The following is a 14,519-nucleotide window of genomic DNA, read 5'->3' as shown; positions in this document are numbered from 1 at the left end:
CGAACTTCGTCCAACTGGGCGCTGGTGCTGACCGCGTTGTCCTGCTGGGTAACTATGTTGCCGGTACGTACAACGTTGTTGAAAACGGTGTGAACCTCAATACACAATCCACAGCAACTGCTGTTGCGCGCGTTGTGACAGACACGATCAATCTGGGTGCAGGTAACGATACACTGGTTACTTATGGTGCGATCAATCTGGCTGGTGCGACTTTGTCTGGTATCGAAACAATCCAGGCAAACTCTGCACTGGTCATTACCGCATCTGAATACAATGCACTCGTTGCCGCACGCGCTGCCTTGTCACTGAGTACACCGGTCATCACTTTTACTGGCAATACACCGCATCAACTGACGATCATTGATGACGTGACTGGTGCAAATAATATCGACCTGTCGCTGATTTCGATTACCGGTGGCAACCTGGTGTTTGATGTCACGTCTTCTTCCAACGCAGCGGGCGGTGGTGTCAATAACATGACAACGTCGAATGCAATCACTACATCGGGTGGGGCGACGGCAGTGGCTGGTGTCGTCGGTACGTCACCGGTCAACGGTGGTGGCATTGCGCTTAATCCTACGGTCTTGACTGCTGGCGGCGTATTTAATGGCGTGGCAGGTATCAACGAAAATTTCACTGCCGCAATTGGTGCGTTAAACGGTACAACCGTCAACGGTAACCTGGGCGACACCGATGTATTGACATTGACAGGTGCCTCTCTGAATGGTGCTGGTAATCAGTTGAATGGCGGTGGCGCTGGCGGCACAATTTCAAATATCAAGACCTTGAATTTCACGTCCTCTTTTGCCAATAATGTTGAATTTGCCAATGCTACTTCAGGTATTACAACCATCACCGGCGGTACCAATAATGACTTCGTCGACCTGACAAATACTGGTTCTACCTTCTTGGCTGGTAATATCAACCTGGGTGCTGGTAACAATTATTTGGGCCTGGAAGGAAAGACTTACACAGGCACATTTACGGCCGGTGCGGGTACGACTGACACATTGCAACTCAATGCTACTGGTGCAAATATCGCTGGTGCAAATATCAGCGGTTTTGAGAACCTGTATTTGCTCGTAGGCGGCAATTACACGATGACAGCTGCGCAATACAATGCCTTTACCGGTACAGTAACAGCTTTGAATACTGAAACCCTGACCTTCACCACAGCAGGTTCGATCGCGGGGAATGCCGGCGTTGAAAACTACGTGTTGGCAAATGGCACGAACACATTTGGCATGGGTAGTACAAACCTGGTATCTGTGACTGGTGGTTCAGGTTCAGATACATTCAATTTGTCTACAGCGGTGATTAACGCTGCTGCCAGTGGCGGTATCAACGGTGGCTTGGGGAACGATACATTAAATGCCGGCATCGTGGCAGGTGGCGCTATCGACTTCAGTGCCAAGGTCACTGGTGTTGAAGCCATTAACGTTGGTGCCAGTGCCACAGCCGCGTGGACTATTACCAATGAAAACGGTGCCGGTGTGACCCTGACGGTGTTTAAAGATAGCGGTGGTGCCAATCTTAATAATGTCATACTGGGTTCTGGCGGCCAAACCTTGAGCATGGGTTCGACTGGCGCAGGTAATGTGACCATCACAGGTGGTACTGGTGCTGATACCATTAACCTGTCGACGACTGCTGTGGGTGTAGACACCATTGCTGTGGGTTCGGTGATTTCTTTTATCGACACCGTGGCAAACTTCAAGATTGCTGGTGCTGACGTGTTCAAAACTGGTACAGCAGCAACGACATTGAACCTGTTGTCGATTGCTACTGCTGACGTATCCACGCTGGCAGCAGCGATCGCTACAGCAGCAACAGCCGCTGGCGCGGCTCTGGCAGCCAATACTCAGGCTTACGTGGTCACGGTAGCCGCAGGTACAGCAGCTGGTACTTATGCCTTCCAAAACATCGGTGGCACGGTAGGTACTGTTGATGCCACTGACTTTATCGTGAAACTCGTTGGTGCAGGTTCTATCGTTGCCGGCGACTTTATTGCGTAATCCTCGTTGTTGAATGTTGTTGGAAAGAAGTAAAACCTGGAACAATGTTTGTATTCGCAATTGTTCCAGGTGTTTGGCAACACTCTGGCGTGTTGAGTAGGTGCTTTAGCTGTAAGAATTATCCTGAGTTCTGCTTCGCAGGCAGTTCATTGACCCGCAGATATGATCTGCGGGTTTTTTTTATGCCTTGTCATATTTTAAGTTTTTTATTGGGGATGTGATATCCCCAGACTAGCGTTTTAGCGTTGGTTGAACGCAGTGCTGCCTGCAATGTAATTCAGTGCAGATTTGGGAGCGAAGCGATCGTTGCTGAACAGATGCTGGACATGAAAAAGCGCCGTTAAGGCGCTTCTTTACCAACAAATGATATTGTACAGATGTACCGGGGAATTACAGCCAGCCTGCGTCACTGGCTATTCTGAACGCTTCGCCACGGTTTTTGACATTCAGTTTGCCAATGGCTTCTGACAGGTAGTTGCGCACTGTCCCTTCGGACAAATGGATCAGCCTGGCGATTTCTGCATTGCCAGCGCCAGAGCCAGCCAGGCGCAGCACCTGGCGTTCACGTTCAGACAAGGGGTCATGCGGGCCGTTCCAGCCTTCCAGTGCCAGTTCAGGGGCGATCACGCGCCCACCCGATTGCACGGTGCGTATGGCCGCGGCCAGGCTATCAGAGGGGGAATCCTTCAGCATGTAGCCACGTACGCCACTGGCGGTGGCACGCCGCAGATAACCAGCGCGGGCAAAGGTGGTCAGCATGATGACCTTGCAGGGCAATTTTTGTTCGGCAATACTGGCAGCCAGTTCCAGCCCTGTCATCACGGGCATTTCTATATCGGTCAACAAAATGTCAGGGCATTCTTTCTGGCAGAATTCCAGCGCTTCCTGGCCATTTTTAACCCGCGCAATGACTTCCATATCCGGCTCGAAATGCAGAAGAGCGGCCAGTGCGCCAGACACTAGTGCCTGGTCTTCTGCAATAAGGATGCGTATCATGAGGCACCTTTGATGGGCAGTAAAATTTCTATCGTCAGACCGTTTTCATGACGGATGTTCAAGCTGCCTTGCAGGGCTTGAATGCGCTCTGTCATGCCGGTCAGGCCACTGCCTTTTCTGATCAGAAAATCACGCTTGCCGGCAAGGCCATCATCAGCGATCACCAGCTTGATTTGCTGGGAATCTGACGACAGCGTAATTTTGCACGTGCTGGCGTTGGCATGCCGGATAATATTGGTGACTGCTTCTCTGAGTGACAGGGCAATGACGTTTTCCAGTGGCAGGGGGATAGTGCATTGTTCGATGAGGGAAATCATATTGACTTCTGCTGCGTTCAAGGCTTTTTTGGCGACGCGCAGTTCCAGTTCCACGCTGTTCGCCCGGCTGTTGCGCACGGTAGAACGTACTTCACCCAGGGTGTCACGGGCGCTTTGTTCTATGTCCGATAATTCGCTGGCACAGGCAAGCAAATCGGTCTTGATGAGCTTGCGCGCCAGATCGGCCTTCAGGGCGATGACTGACAGGGTATGACCCAGCACGTCATGAATATCGCGCGAAATCCGCTCGCGCTCAGCTATGCGGGCCAGATTTTCTACTTCTTCCTGTTTCCTGAATAATTTTTCATTCATGCGTATATTCTTTTCCACCATGATACTGACCATGCCAACTGGTGCACAAAACAGCAAGGTCGGCAGCAGAAAATCAGGCGGCAGCTGAAAGACGGCATCTGCCATCAGCAGGATCGCACAGACAATATATAAGGCGACATACGCCGAACGGTGACTGGCAATGCGGGAACACATGCCGACACCAAGTATGACAAACACCGCCGCGCCCAGATTGTAAGGGGCCCACAGTACGCCAAGCAGGGTGGCTGCAATAATGCACGCAAACAGCCGCCAGTCATCCACCCGCAGACTATAGGCAAACAAGCCCACAAAGCTGGCCAGGGTTACCAGCACCATCAGCAATTCACCAGGATGGGGGTTGACTTTCGTATATTTGAACAAAAAGCAGCCCAGCAAGATCAGCCAGAAATAGGGCGCGTGATCTTGCCTCGATGTGGTCGTCGAGGCAGAGATGAAATGGCTGATTTTTCTAAACGCTAAGTTCAACTTGAAATTCCTTGTTTCTGTTTACGTTAAGGCCGGGAGGTGCTGGGTCGTGACTGATAAATCTGTTGCTATATAAGTAATTAACCTGTGCAAATCAATCTTTGCCCACGCGGTTTAATGAGAAATAGTTGAGGATATAGAGTAAGGCTGAGGTGATTACAGATCGATTACAGATCGCTTGCAAAGACGCCGTGAAGGCAGGGCAGGTGGGTATTTTGTATAAAAAGTTGCCGTAAGGGCAATGATTGCCCGGCGAGCGCCCCTATATTGTTTATCTGTAATGCAAGAGGCTTACTTATGTAAGAGTCGCAAGAATCGAGTCGTGCCGAGTCATATTTCGCGTACCGCAGCGCTGGCAACTTTGTCTCAATGCCAGCGCGGGCACACCATGCAAATCAGGCAGTGGCGCGTGAAGCTGTAATCATCACGCTGGACATGACCCCATAGACAGTGGTCCAGGCGTCTTTTACTTCTACCGTAAAGCGCTCACCCAGGCCTTGCCCTAAAGTTTTCAGCAATGCGGCACCTACTGTCTGGTAATGGGATTCTTTGACGCCATAGCCATCATGACGCTGTGCGAGGTTTTGCAGTACTGGCACCAGCGTATCAAGGTCATTGAGCTTGCCCACGGCTGCACCTATCATTTGCATGAGTTTTTTACCCTGTTCAGTCATGTCACCGCGGAAAAGAGATTTCAGCGCAGGGTCGGCGTCAAACAGGTTTTGATAAAACAGGGCGGCGGCCTGGGGGGCGATGCTTGCTACTTGTTTCCATGAGTCTTGAACGAGGGCGATCGTGGTTTGATTCATTTTATTTCTCCAGGTTGGTGAGGTGTATGAGGTGTGTGAGTATGAGTATTTCAGGGGGATTGCTGACGCAGGTGATCAATAGCAGATGATTAATAGCAGTGATCAATAAATAGCAATGTGAGTGTCGATTAATTTTTTTAAGTGCAGCCCATGCCTGGCCACGCTGATGTGTTGGCACATCAGTTTTTAAGATGCAGGGATTTGGGCTGGCTTAATCGGCAGTGGCTGCCTTGCTTTGATACATCTGCAAATCGGCAGCTTGCAGCCATGCCTTGGGTGAACTCAGGGCAGCGCCCAGTTCTGAAAAACCAAGGGCAAATTCCAGCGAGATGGCGTCATTGCCAGCTTGCCCCGCGATCTGCAGGACAGGTATGGCTTCCAGCAGTTTGCCAGTAATTTGTTTCGCTTCTCCGGCATTGGTATGTGGCAGGATGACAGCAAATTCATCACCCCCCAGCCGACCCAGAATATCGATGGACCGCAGGTTGTTTTGTAAATAGACGGCGATCAGCTTCAAGGCCTTGTCGCCGACATCGTGTCCGTAGCTGTCATTGATGTGCTTAAAACGGTTCATGTCCAACATCATCAGCGTGGTTGGTACCTGATACCGTACCCATCTGTCCCAGGCCATATTCAGTTCAGCAATAAAGCCGCGCCGGTTGAGCAGCCCGGTCAGCAAATCGGTACGGTTTTCTATTTCCAGATCAGAGATGGAACGTTTTAATTTTGCTATTTCTTCCAGCAGAGCCGCATTGCTTGCCCTGTCATCAATGCCTGCCGCATGACGTTGCTGGTCGCAAGTCAACGCTGCATTCTTGAAATTGCGCTGGCGGTTTTTATAAATGTATCTGTGCGTGGCTTGCATGAAAAGTGTCCTCTGTCCATAAGCTTCATGATCTGGCCCCCAGTATCGGTGGCTGACTGATCTTTTGTTAGATACAAGGGCGGGCTTTGAGAATGAATACAAGACTTTTTCTTCAAGAGGCGTTTGCAAAAACCTCCAGGCCTGAGATACACCTGAGAGTCACATCTGATGCGCTTGAATCGTCAACTGATGCGACGTCGTGTCATGCCCTGGTAGCAGAGCTAGTATGCGGGGAAGGGGATTTGACAGATAGAGACAGGCGCGGCTTTACTGCATGGATAAAAAGAATGGGATAGCGGTCAGGGTGCAGGCCGCTGCTGAATATGGCTGTTCACATAGCTGTTCATATCGCCCTTAATATTGCCCGCGCAAATAAAAACAGAATGCAGTCAGTGATTGCCGTAAAGGATCAGTCAGAGGGATGGAGGTGTTGACACACAGGCCATGAGACACCAGTGCAACCTGTGGTGTATCAGCCTTGTCGAGCAAGGGCCAGTGCTGCAGAAGCTGTGACTGTATTTCATCGACGCTGATCTTGCCCGGCAACGGCAGCCAATAGCTATAGCCGCCTGGCATATCGGCAAGCTTGACCGTATTGCCCAGCACCAGCCGCAATATGGACAGATATTCGCCAGAACGCGTTTTCAGTTGCTGGCGAAATTTGCGCAAGTGCGGCACATGGCTGCCCTGCGCCAGAAATTCTGCCAGCACCAGTTGAGATAATTCATTGACACTGCTGGCCGATGCGTTTTTCAGATAGGCGATACGTTCACGCCAGTTGCCGGCTGCCAGCCAGCCTATGCGCAATCCGGGTGCCAGGGTTTTCGAACAGGAATTGACATAAATGACATTGCCCTTGAGATCAAAGGATTTCAATGTCAGTGGTCTTGCACCATCATGTTGCAAGTCACCATAGACATCATCTTCAATAATGGTGACACCATGTTTTTCAGCCAGCCTCAACAACTGACGTTTGACCAGCAAAGGCATTAATGCCCCCGTCGGAAAATGATAATTGGCCACCAGCAGAAACACTTTAGGCGGGTTTTCGCTCTCCAGTATGGTCTGCACCTCGGCCAGAAAATCAGGTGCGTCTACGCTGTTGTGAACGGTAACCGGGGTCAGTGTAAATGTTTCCAGCAAGCGGCTGTACAAGACACTCACGGGTGCCTGCACCAATACCTTTGCACCCACTTCGGTGGTGGCCCGCAAAGCCAGCAGCAAGGCTTCTGTTGCGCCCTGGGTGACGATTAATTCTTCTTCTTTCAGGAAGCAGCCATTTTCTGCACTGCGCCTTGCCAGCTCAGCGCGCAGGCGCGGATGGCCATACGCCTGGGCATGGCGGGTAGAAAGAAAAGGATGGCGGCGAATGATACTGCCCAGCAGGCTTTGCCAGCGCTGCTCGGGGAACAAGTCTTCGGCTGGTCCCCAGTTGGGTATGCTTGCCGTCATAGCCTGCAGGCCGGCCTGAGAACGCGCATGGGGCGCTGGAGCTGCCACCTTGGCTATCTCTGAGATGTCGTTAGGCGCTGGTGGCTTAACAAAATAACCAGCTTTGCCGCGTGGCTCAACCAAACCCCTCTCTTCCAAAATATGCAGGGCGTTGGTGACCGTAGCCAGACTGAGCTGGTGTTGCCGCATCAGTTCGCGCACTGAAGGCAGGCGCGCATTGATGGGCAATTTCTTGCTCAAAATGGCGACAGCCAGTTCATCTGCCAATATCTGATACTTGATCTTTGTCACAAAAACCCTCATTTTTGCAAAAATTGCGCAGCGTGCGAGCAGGTTTTCTGCCCTGGAACGTGGACAATATTGAAGTCCATCCCATTACTGCACAGTCTTGTTTACTTATAACATATCCGGTATACGCTTGCGTATCGAAAATGTGTTTTACCTCTGAAAATGCGGGCTACAAATGTGGCATTTTCAAGAGAAGCCCATGCTCTGCGCACTTGCGTCGACCAGGCAGGTTCCGGTGCTGGCAAAGCGCTTGCGGTGGAAAATGCACATCACAAGCCAGTGTATTGCCATCAAAATACCAGCTATACTCACTGCAAGACCAAGGTCAATGACACTGGTTTTTTGCCTGTCCACAAAAAACAAGAGCCCCGTTAATGAGTCAAGCCCCTTCTTCACGCGCACCCACTAAAGCCCAGCTCGCCGCAGCCGAGCAATGGCTGATGAATATACAGGACGACACTGCCGCACTCATTGCATCGGGCTGGGATGCCGCTTTATCGGCGCCGGGTGATCTGGCTGCCGATTTTTACCAAAACCTGTTTGCCGCCGCGCCTGCTGTCATCGGTTTATTTGCCGGTGACATGACAGAGCAACAGGGGCGACTGACACATACCCTTGAAGAAACCGTGGCACTGGTACATCAGCCAGAACACCTGTTATTGCTGTTGCGTGCTTCCGGTGTGCGCCATCATCATTATCAGGTCAAACAGGCTTATTTTGGTGTGATGCGCAATATCCTGATTGATACGCTGGCCACACGTGCCGGTGTACAGTTTACCGCGGCTCACCGCGCAGCATGGGAAGGCTTTTTCGACAATATGGCGATGGTGATGCAGCATGGCATGGCCAGCGCTGCCAAAAATTAAACCTTGCTGATGAGGACAGTTCAACTGTTCATGGCGCTGTTTTCACACGTTGCCCGGTACTGAATAGGCCAGCTTTATCGGTGGCGTCAACATTGCCGTTGAATTGCTGCACCATGGCAAAGCTGGCTGCGTCTGCCCCTTTTAGCAGTTTTCCATAATAGAAAACCTGCGCAGAGGTTTTGGCATATCCCATCGCCAGGTACTGCAATGAAGCAGCATCTTCCTTGCTGATGACAGTGCCATGGTAATAAGCTTTTGCGCCATCGTTGGCATAGCCTTCTTCCATCACTTTAAACGCTTCGTATTTCACACCTTTGAGTGTGCCACCTATGCGAAAGCCATCGACATAATAAATATGGGACTGGTCTTTGGCATAGTGGGCATCCAGCACCGTGAAAGACGGGCCATCACTGCCGGCAATTTCTGTCTCGCGATAATAGCCGCGCAGTTTGTCTCTGGCGAAGAAATTGTCCAGCAGGATGAAGCTGTCGATGTCCTGAACCGCTACGATCTTGTCCTGGCGGAACAGGTGGGATTTATCCCTGGCCAGATAGCCATCGCTCATCATGCGAAAACTGGCGGGGTCAGCCTCTTTGATCGTCCTGATGACGATTCTTTTGATGCTCCAGTATTCTTTGCTGTCGCGTGCTGTATCGCAAAAAAATACGCTGGCCTTATCCTTGGCATAGTATTTACTTAAAGCTTCAAAACTGGCGCTGTCGCTGGCCCGGTCACCATCATAAATGGGGGTACCTCTGTAATAGGCAATGCCTGCATCTTTTGCAAAGTAGTCGTCAATGGGGGTAAGCTGGACAATATCCGCCTGATGACCCATGGCCACACCGTCATAATGCCATTTGCCATTCTTCTTGTAATAGGCGGATTCATTGCCGCAGCCGAACAGAAAAGAAAACAAGCCCATCAAGATAATCCATGGAGGATATTTTTTAATTTTCCCTAACATCTGTCTGATCTGAAATTCATAATGCGCGCAGATAGGTGGCGTACCTTGCCAAACCTGCGATACCGCCAGGTTTATTCATCTGCGTTTCAGTCACACCCGTGGTGTAAGAGGCATGCAACTGTGTACGCACCGCTTCCGGATCGATCTGGCAGCGATAGCGAAAGAACAGATTGGGTTGCTGGCCAGAGAAGTGACGGCCTACATCAATGGATGAATCTATCATCAGGCAGGGGTCTTGCCACTGCTGGGCGAGCACGCCTATCGTCTTGACCTGATGTCCGGAAGATTCAATCATCCAGGTTGCCTTGCCGCCAGAAATCGAAGGTAGAAAATGCCGCTTGCGTATTTGTTCCAGCAAGCTTGCCAGGCTCATGTCAACAGGAACGGCAATATTCTCAGCATGCGATATCGTGTCGTCACCGGCATGCACACTGTCCCTGTCTATGCGTATGTGCAGCATGGGTACCTGAAGCGGCTGCTGGTTCGTGGCGTGATGACTGGTCTGCACGGCTTGTGTGTTCAACAAGGCGCCTGCCAACCTGCCTGCAATGAAGAGGAAAGCCAGTGGCCATACAAACATCAAGGACAAACCAAAAATCCATCCCAGGGTGTCGCTGCCAAATACATTGGCCAGCAACAGACTCAGTATGGGTGCGCCAAATACGATGGCCATGATCCAGGCAAGATAGGAGCGTTCTCCCGCAACGCCTGGCCTGCGCCGCCATCCATAAACAAAACCCGCCAGACACAGGCCAGTTGCCATCATTGCCCAGTTAAACATCGTGGTTCCCCTTGATTATTGATGGCCATTGCCATTGCTATTGCTATTGCCTTCGCTGGCCGGTCTGTCGTGTCGCCTGTGCAAAAGATCAGAATGCGGCTGATACACCGTCAATGCGGTCCAGGCGGATGATGATACGGCTCGCTTGCTGGCTGCGTCCGATCACATATTTTTCTTCAAGCGCAGTGACGACCATGGCAACATTATTGCCGCTGGTGTGGATGGTGATGCCCTTGTTTTTTTCCTTGCTTTCCAGCAGCGTCGCACGCAAAGGGTCTTTTTCACTGGCAGAGGTCGAATCTGCTGCACCAGCGCTGCCTGTGGCAACAATGGAAGTAATCAGCAATGTCTGTATCAGTTTGTTCAGTGTCAACATGATGGTGTCTTCTCTTTCTTGAGTGGTTGAAAAATGCCTGGCTAGTTTGGTAACGCAGCGAATTTTGCTTCAGCGGCAATCAACACGATAGATACAGGCCTTGATGAAGTGCATAGATACAAGTCAAAAAGCAGACGGTTCAGGAATGCCGGTGTCTTGCTAAAAAATAAATCGGTGTGCTTCGCTGTGTTTTGAACACCAGAAGAAGTCTTTCACAAATAGCGCCAGTATTCAATATGTCGAATGTCATATTAAAACCTGACAGCGCACACTTACCCTGAAAAATAAAGTTTGTGATGATGCTATCCAGATCGGAATTCCGTTCATGGTTGATTATTTTTACCTCAGCACCGGCGATGGCACCCATGCTATCCGCGTCGTCCCATCAGGAGAACAGCATGCAAATGCACAAAAAACTAATAAAACTAATAAAACTAACTCGGGCGCTTGCCTTTGGCTTGGGCTTGCTTGGCATGGTGGCGTTGCCGGCGGCAAACATGGCGCAAGCGGCAAGCGTGGTCAGCAGTCCGGCACATATTGGTTTTTCATCCAAGACGGTGGGCTTTGAGGCCAGCAATGCCCGCAATGCGGGTTCAACTGAATATGCACTTATCGAATTCATTACCGAGACCGGTGTCACCGATACCTCGGTGGCCGTCACGGTGAGCAGCAGCAATCCTGCGTTGATCACTGTTACCAAGGTGCCTGTTGCCAATGCACTCGGTAATTACGTACTGGCTGTTCCTGCCAATGCCGCATCGGGCAGTGCCACCATTACCGCTACGGCGACATTGGCAGGCGTCACTTATTCACGTTCGCGCATATTTGTCATTACCGCTGCCGCCGGTACAGGTACTGGAACAGGCACTGGCACAGGTACACCGCCGGCAACCGGCACACCGACCATCACGAGGGCGACTACCCCGACCATGAATGCCGATCAGTCTGGTTGCGCCGTGATCAATTATTACGATGTTGGCGTGGGTAAAGCCTACACTGCGCTGGGGCAATTGCCGTGGAGTCAGTTAAAAGGTTGCGACACGGTCAGGATTTACGCCAAGCCCAACAATGTCCCCTACAATGAAATGATATTGATTTCTGCCGGTACCAATCTGGCACCGACAGCCCCCAATAAATTCATGCGTGTGATTGGTGTTCCTGACCCGGTGACAGGTGCTCGCCCCATCATTGATGGTGCGCCAGACGGCCAGGGCAAGCTGGCAACGCAAGTCGAAACCTTACCAGGGCAGGCTGCCCGCACGCTGCAATACCATGACAATGCCAGCGCCAGCCGCGTGCTGTATAAACTGGGTCTGGTCATGGTGGGCCCACAGGCAGGCTACAACTATAACAATGGCCCGGCAGGTTACATCGGTATTGAAAATCTCGATATCCGCAATTCAGTCTATGGCAATTCATTCACTGATGCACTGGGCAAGAAAACCGACAGCTATGCCTCGTTTGGCACTTGCCTGTATGTAGAAGCGGCTGCACATCTGGTGGTCAAAAATAATGTTCTGCATAATTGCGGTAACGGTTTGTTTATCAATTCCAAGAACAGCACCGTGGTCGAATTATCGCAAGATGTGTTAATTGAAGGTAATACTATCTATAACAATAGCAATGCGCCTATCCCCAATGTCAGCAATGGTTTTTCTGAACACAATAGCTATACCGAAGCACGTGACATCATCTTCCAGTACAACTATTTTGGGGATGTGCGTCCGGGTGCTTTTGGTGATTGCCTCAAGGACAGATCTTCTGGCCTCATCGTCAGGTATAACACCTTTGCGTCGACTTGCGGTCTTCAGCTAAACCTGATGGATTCTACCGGTGGCAATGGCCTGATCTATGGTGACCCTGCTTATGGTACGACCCATGTGTATGGCAACCTGTTCGATGTGGCACCCGCGGCCAACAGTACGACCAGTACCAATCTGGTGTATTACGGTGGCGACAGCGGCCAGACAGCGCATTACCGCCAGGGTACCTTGTTCTTCTATAACAATACGATGGTGGTTAAGGGCGACGCAACGCACGGTATATATCCAGAGACCCTGATGTTTAATCTGGTCATGCCCAACGCCGTTGCCGATGTCAAAAACAATGTGTTTTATGCGCTGCCAAATACGCCTGGCTTGCCAGGCAAGGTGCAGGCCATGGCTTTGGGCAAGGGCACAGTCAATATGGCGAATAACTGGGTATCACCCAACGCAGCGCAGTATTGGGTTGGCCATTTGACCGGCGCCGTAGTCAATGGCTGGAATACCAATCTGGGTGCCAATAACAATCCCGTATTGATGAATGTAGCCCAGCATGACTATCGCCCGGCAGTGGGTTCACCTTTGATCAATGCGGGCAATGGGCTGGGTAACCTGACTGTCAACTGGTTGCCAGTAGCACAGCCTGGCCCTGTCATCGTGCGCAAGCAGGATGGGATGATCGATATCGGTGCATTTGAGTTTTGACGCGATGAGTTCAGCCAGCAAACAAATTGTTCGCTGGTCTGGCACCACGACCACGTAATAGAGCCCCGGTAGATGCAGCAGGCATGCTGTATTTGCCGGGGCTTTTGTCCCTGAAAATTATGAACAGGTCGTAACCGGGTTGCCACAATATGAATGGGGCGGCATCCAGGCTTTCAGGTTTTTATACTGAATTTCCAGCCACTCTCCCGAGCAGGATTGCACAGTGGCCCCTGCATCGGCAGGTATTTGCCCGGCAATGGCACTTTGCTTGTCAGCGCTTGCATGCAAGCCTGTCTTGGCCTTGGCATTGATGCCTGTCAAAGGCGCATACATCCAGCCTTCACCCTTGAAATACACCGTGCCATTGACACCAGTGACTTGCCGCACCTGTAACCATTTACCGGCAGAGCCAATGACTTCGATTTCTGAATCACTGTCTTTGATGACCGTTAGCACCTTGTTTTCAGATCCGGGGCCATTGCGGATATTGCTGCCTTTCGGATCTGGGTCCATAGGAAAAACCTTGAGCTTGCATGCCACTGTTTCCGGGGCAGCGTCGACGTTTGCTGTCATCAGTGCTGCATTTGCCATCAGCAGGCAACACACACTGTGCTTGATGGAAAAGGCTATTCTGGCGGGCTTATGCATGTTGACTGCCTTTTTATTCGGTGACGTGGAGGGCTAGTGTAGCACCGCCGTTTTATCAATGGCACAGTGAAAAACAAGCGTGTCTTCAATTTTATAAAACACTGATAACTGTCATGTCAAAACATGATAGCCCACACTGACGGTTGCAGATGAAATCTGCAAAGATGCGCAATTTGTTGGCAGGAGAAGCTGGTCTTTCCGCACCATGCGTCATGCCTGTATCAACGCCATCTGGAGATACCTATGTTTAGCAAGCTTAAATACCAAATCATTGCAACGGTCTTTTGCATTTTTTATGGTGCGCAGTTACAGGCGCAGGAACTGACGCATCTGGGCGTACCTGCTGCCCGCATAATAGCCATTAACGGCAACGCGTCGTTCTGGGGTGGTTCTTTGCCGCAATGGAGTGTATGGCAGGTGGGCCAGCTGTCACCTGTGACCACGAATTCTTATTCTGTTCCGGTCGGTTATTCGCTGGTGATACTTGAAATAGAAACCATGCAAAATCCCCTGGCACTGGCAGGTAATGCCAGGCTCTATCTGAGCCCGCCGGGGCAACCTGGCACGGGCATCTTGACCTTGCTGCGCGTACCGCTTGACGCCAGCACAGGCAACCCCATGAAGACCCAGTTGCTGACTGCTGGCGTGCGTGTGCCCGGTGGCTACGGCATGTTCTGGACTGCTTATGTGCCGCAAAATGGTGGTAACGCGACTCTGCAGTGGATAATGCGCGGCTATCTCGTCAAGGAATGAGGCGCGACAAAATCAGCTGGTACCTACCATCAATCCAAGGATTGATTTCTGTACTGCGCAGGTCTCAATCCTTTAAGTTTGAGCTTGATGCGGTCGTGATTTTGTCAAGCAAGTCTGCTACTT

The 14,519-nt window shown here is 51.0% G+C and carries 15 protein-coding genes and 1 pseudogene; 5 read left to right on the top strand and 11 right to left on the bottom strand.

Going from position 1 to position 14,519, the window contains the following annotated elements; genetic code table 11:
- A partial coding sequence (locus ACO0LH_RS27590; RefSeq protein WP_422944364.1) for a beta strand repeat-containing protein occupies positions 1-2,015 on the top strand: 2,015 nt, incomplete at its 5' end.
- A gap of 390 nt (positions 2,016-2,405) precedes the next feature.
- Here ACO0LH_RS27590 and ACO0LH_RS27585 read toward each other — a convergent pair.
- The 5 genes from ACO0LH_RS27585 to ACO0LH_RS27565 all read right to left on the bottom strand — a co-directional run bounded on the left by ACO0LH_RS27585 (position 2,406) and on the right by ACO0LH_RS27565 (position 7,543).
- Positions 2,406-3,011: a response regulator transcription factor gene (locus ACO0LH_RS27585; RefSeq protein WP_422944363.1), complete on the bottom strand. Its 606-nt coding sequence runs from the start codon at positions 3,009-3,011 to the stop codon at positions 2,406-2,408.
- Positions 3,008-4,126 carry a sensor histidine kinase gene (locus ACO0LH_RS27580; protein ID WP_422944362.1) on the bottom strand — a complete coding sequence of 373 codons (1,119 nt, stop codon included), beginning with the start codon at positions 4,124-4,126 and terminating at the stop codon, positions 3,008-3,010. The genes ACO0LH_RS27585 and ACO0LH_RS27580 overlap by 4 nt, the downstream gene beginning before the upstream one ends.
- A gap of 395 nt (positions 4,127-4,521) precedes the next feature.
- Positions 4,522-4,935, bottom strand: coding sequence for a globin family protein (locus tag ACO0LH_RS27575; RefSeq protein WP_422944361.1), 414 nt, complete (start codon positions 4,933-4,935; stop codon positions 4,522-4,524).
- 211 nt (positions 4,936-5,146) lie between these two features.
- Positions 5,147-5,800 (bottom strand): GGDEF domain-containing protein, encoded by a 654-nt coding sequence (locus ACO0LH_RS27570; protein WP_422944360.1) that lies wholly within the window; start codon positions 5,798-5,800, stop codon positions 5,147-5,149.
- A 354-nt stretch (positions 5,801-6,154) separates the two neighbouring features.
- A complete protein-coding gene (locus ACO0LH_RS27565) occupies positions 6,155-7,543 on the bottom strand; it encodes a PLP-dependent aminotransferase family protein (protein WP_422944359.1) in 1,389 nt (462 codons plus the stop codon).
- 159 nt (positions 7,544-7,702) lie between these two features.
- On the opposite strand from ACO0LH_RS27565, the gene ACO0LH_RS27560 reads away from it, so the two are divergent.
- Together ACO0LH_RS27560 and ACO0LH_RS27555 are read left to right on the top strand one after the other, a co-directional pair.
- Entirely contained in the window at positions 7,703-7,915 is a 213-nt protein-coding gene (locus ACO0LH_RS27560) for a hypothetical protein (protein WP_422944358.1), read from the top strand.
- Positions 7,915-8,406, top strand: a complete 492-nt coding sequence (locus tag ACO0LH_RS27555) for a globin domain-containing protein (RefSeq protein ID WP_422944357.1) — start codon at positions 7,915-7,917, stop codon at positions 8,404-8,406. The genes ACO0LH_RS27560 and ACO0LH_RS27555 overlap by 1 nt, the downstream gene beginning before the upstream one ends.
- Before the next feature lie 28 nt (positions 8,407-8,434).
- Here ACO0LH_RS27555 and ACO0LH_RS27550 read toward each other — a convergent pair whose 3' ends face one another.
- From ACO0LH_RS27550 to ACO0LH_RS27535, 4 genes are all read right to left on the bottom strand, one after another.
- Positions 8,435-9,328: a DKNYY domain-containing protein gene (locus tag ACO0LH_RS27550; protein WP_422944356.1), complete on the bottom strand. Its 894-nt coding sequence runs from the start codon at positions 9,326-9,328 to the stop codon at positions 8,435-8,437.
- Positions 9,329-9,386: 58 nt separating this feature from the next.
- Entirely contained in the window at positions 9,387-10,151 is a 765-nt protein-coding gene (locus ACO0LH_RS27545) for a hypothetical protein (RefSeq protein ID WP_422944355.1), read from the bottom strand.
- Between the two features lie 88 nt (positions 10,152-10,239).
- A complete protein-coding gene (locus tag ACO0LH_RS27540; protein WP_422944354.1) occupies positions 10,240-10,527 on the bottom strand; it encodes a hypothetical protein in 288 nt (95 codons plus the stop codon).
- Positions 10,528-10,666: 139 nt separating this feature from the next.
- On the bottom strand, positions 10,667-10,894 hold the full coding sequence (locus ACO0LH_RS27535) for a hypothetical protein (protein ID WP_422944353.1): 228 nt from the start codon (positions 10,892-10,894) through the stop codon (positions 10,667-10,669).
- A gap of 31 nt (positions 10,895-10,925) precedes the next feature.
- Between ACO0LH_RS27535 and ACO0LH_RS27530 the strand changes: the two genes are divergently transcribed.
- Entirely contained in the window at positions 10,926-12,995 is a 2,070-nt protein-coding gene (locus ACO0LH_RS27530; RefSeq protein ID WP_422944352.1) for a hypothetical protein, read from the top strand.
- Positions 12,996-13,112: 117 nt separating this feature from the next.
- Here the strand turns inward: ACO0LH_RS27530 and ACO0LH_RS27525 are convergent, their stop codons facing one another.
- Entirely contained in the window at positions 13,113-13,643 is a 531-nt protein-coding gene (locus ACO0LH_RS27525) for a hypothetical protein (RefSeq protein ID WP_422944351.1), read from the bottom strand.
- A 243-nt stretch (positions 13,644-13,886) separates the two neighbouring features.
- Between ACO0LH_RS27525 and ACO0LH_RS27520 the strand changes: the two genes are divergently transcribed.
- The gene (locus tag ACO0LH_RS27520; protein ID WP_422944350.1) at positions 13,887-14,396 is read left to right on the top strand and encodes a hypothetical protein; all 510 of its coding nucleotides are present in this window, start codon (positions 13,887-13,889) and stop codon (positions 14,394-14,396) included.
- 29 nt (positions 14,397-14,425) lie between these two features.
- Here ACO0LH_RS27520 and ACO0LH_RS27515 read toward each other — a convergent pair.
- A pseudogene (locus ACO0LH_RS27515) lies at positions 14,426-14,491 on the bottom strand (IS3 family transposase); the annotation flags it as partial.
- Between the last annotated feature and the right edge of the window lie 28 nt (positions 14,492-14,519).

This window comes from Undibacterium sp. TJN19 (genome assembly GCF_049339485.1).
Classification (GTDB): Bacteria; Pseudomonadota; Gammaproteobacteria; order Burkholderiales; family Burkholderiaceae_D; genus Undibacterium.
This window is presented reverse-complemented; position numbering and strand designations above follow the sequence as displayed.

What these genes read in the sequence shown, in the direction of transcription:
- ACO0LH_RS27585 (WP_422944363.1), bottom strand. Translation starts at nt 3,011, where the DNA reads ATGATACGCATCCTTATTGCAGAAGACCAGGCACTAGTGTCTGGCGCA.
- ACO0LH_RS27575 (WP_422944361.1), bottom strand. Translation starts at nt 4,935, where the DNA reads ATGAATCAAACCACGATCGCCCTCGTTCAAGACTCATGGAAACAAGTA.
- ACO0LH_RS27570 (WP_422944360.1), bottom strand. Translation starts at nt 5,800, where the DNA reads ATGCAAGCCACGCACAGATACATTTATAAAAACCGCCAGCGCAATTTC.
- ACO0LH_RS27560 (WP_422944358.1), top strand. Translation starts at nt 7,703, where the DNA reads ATGCGGGCTACAAATGTGGCATTTTCAAGAGAAGCCCATGCTCTGCGC.
- ACO0LH_RS27555 (WP_422944357.1), top strand. Translation starts at nt 7,915, where the DNA reads ATGAGTCAAGCCCCTTCTTCACGCGCACCCACTAAAGCCCAGCTCGCC.
- ACO0LH_RS27550 (WP_422944356.1), bottom strand. Translation starts at nt 9,328, where the DNA reads ATGGGCTTGTTTTCTTTTCTGTTCGGCTGCGGCAATGAATCCGCCTAT.
- ACO0LH_RS27545 (WP_422944355.1), bottom strand. Translation starts at nt 10,151, where the DNA reads ATGTTTAACTGGGCAATGATGGCAACTGGCCTGTGTCTGGCGGGTTTT.
- ACO0LH_RS27540 (WP_422944354.1), bottom strand. Translation starts at nt 10,527, where the DNA reads ATGTTGACACTGAACAAACTGATACAGACATTGCTGATTACTTCCATT.
- ACO0LH_RS27535 (WP_422944353.1), bottom strand. Translation starts at nt 10,894, where the DNA reads ATGGGTGCCATCGCCGGTGCTGAGGTAAAAATAATCAACCATGAACGG.
- ACO0LH_RS27530 (WP_422944352.1), top strand. Translation starts at nt 10,926, where the DNA reads ATGCAAATGCACAAAAAACTAATAAAACTAATAAAACTAACTCGGGCG.
- ACO0LH_RS27525 (WP_422944351.1), bottom strand. Translation starts at nt 13,643, where the DNA reads ATGCATAAGCCCGCCAGAATAGCCTTTTCCATCAAGCACAGTGTGTGT.
- ACO0LH_RS27520 (WP_422944350.1), top strand. Translation starts at nt 13,887, where the DNA reads ATGTTTAGCAAGCTTAAATACCAAATCATTGCAACGGTCTTTTGCATT.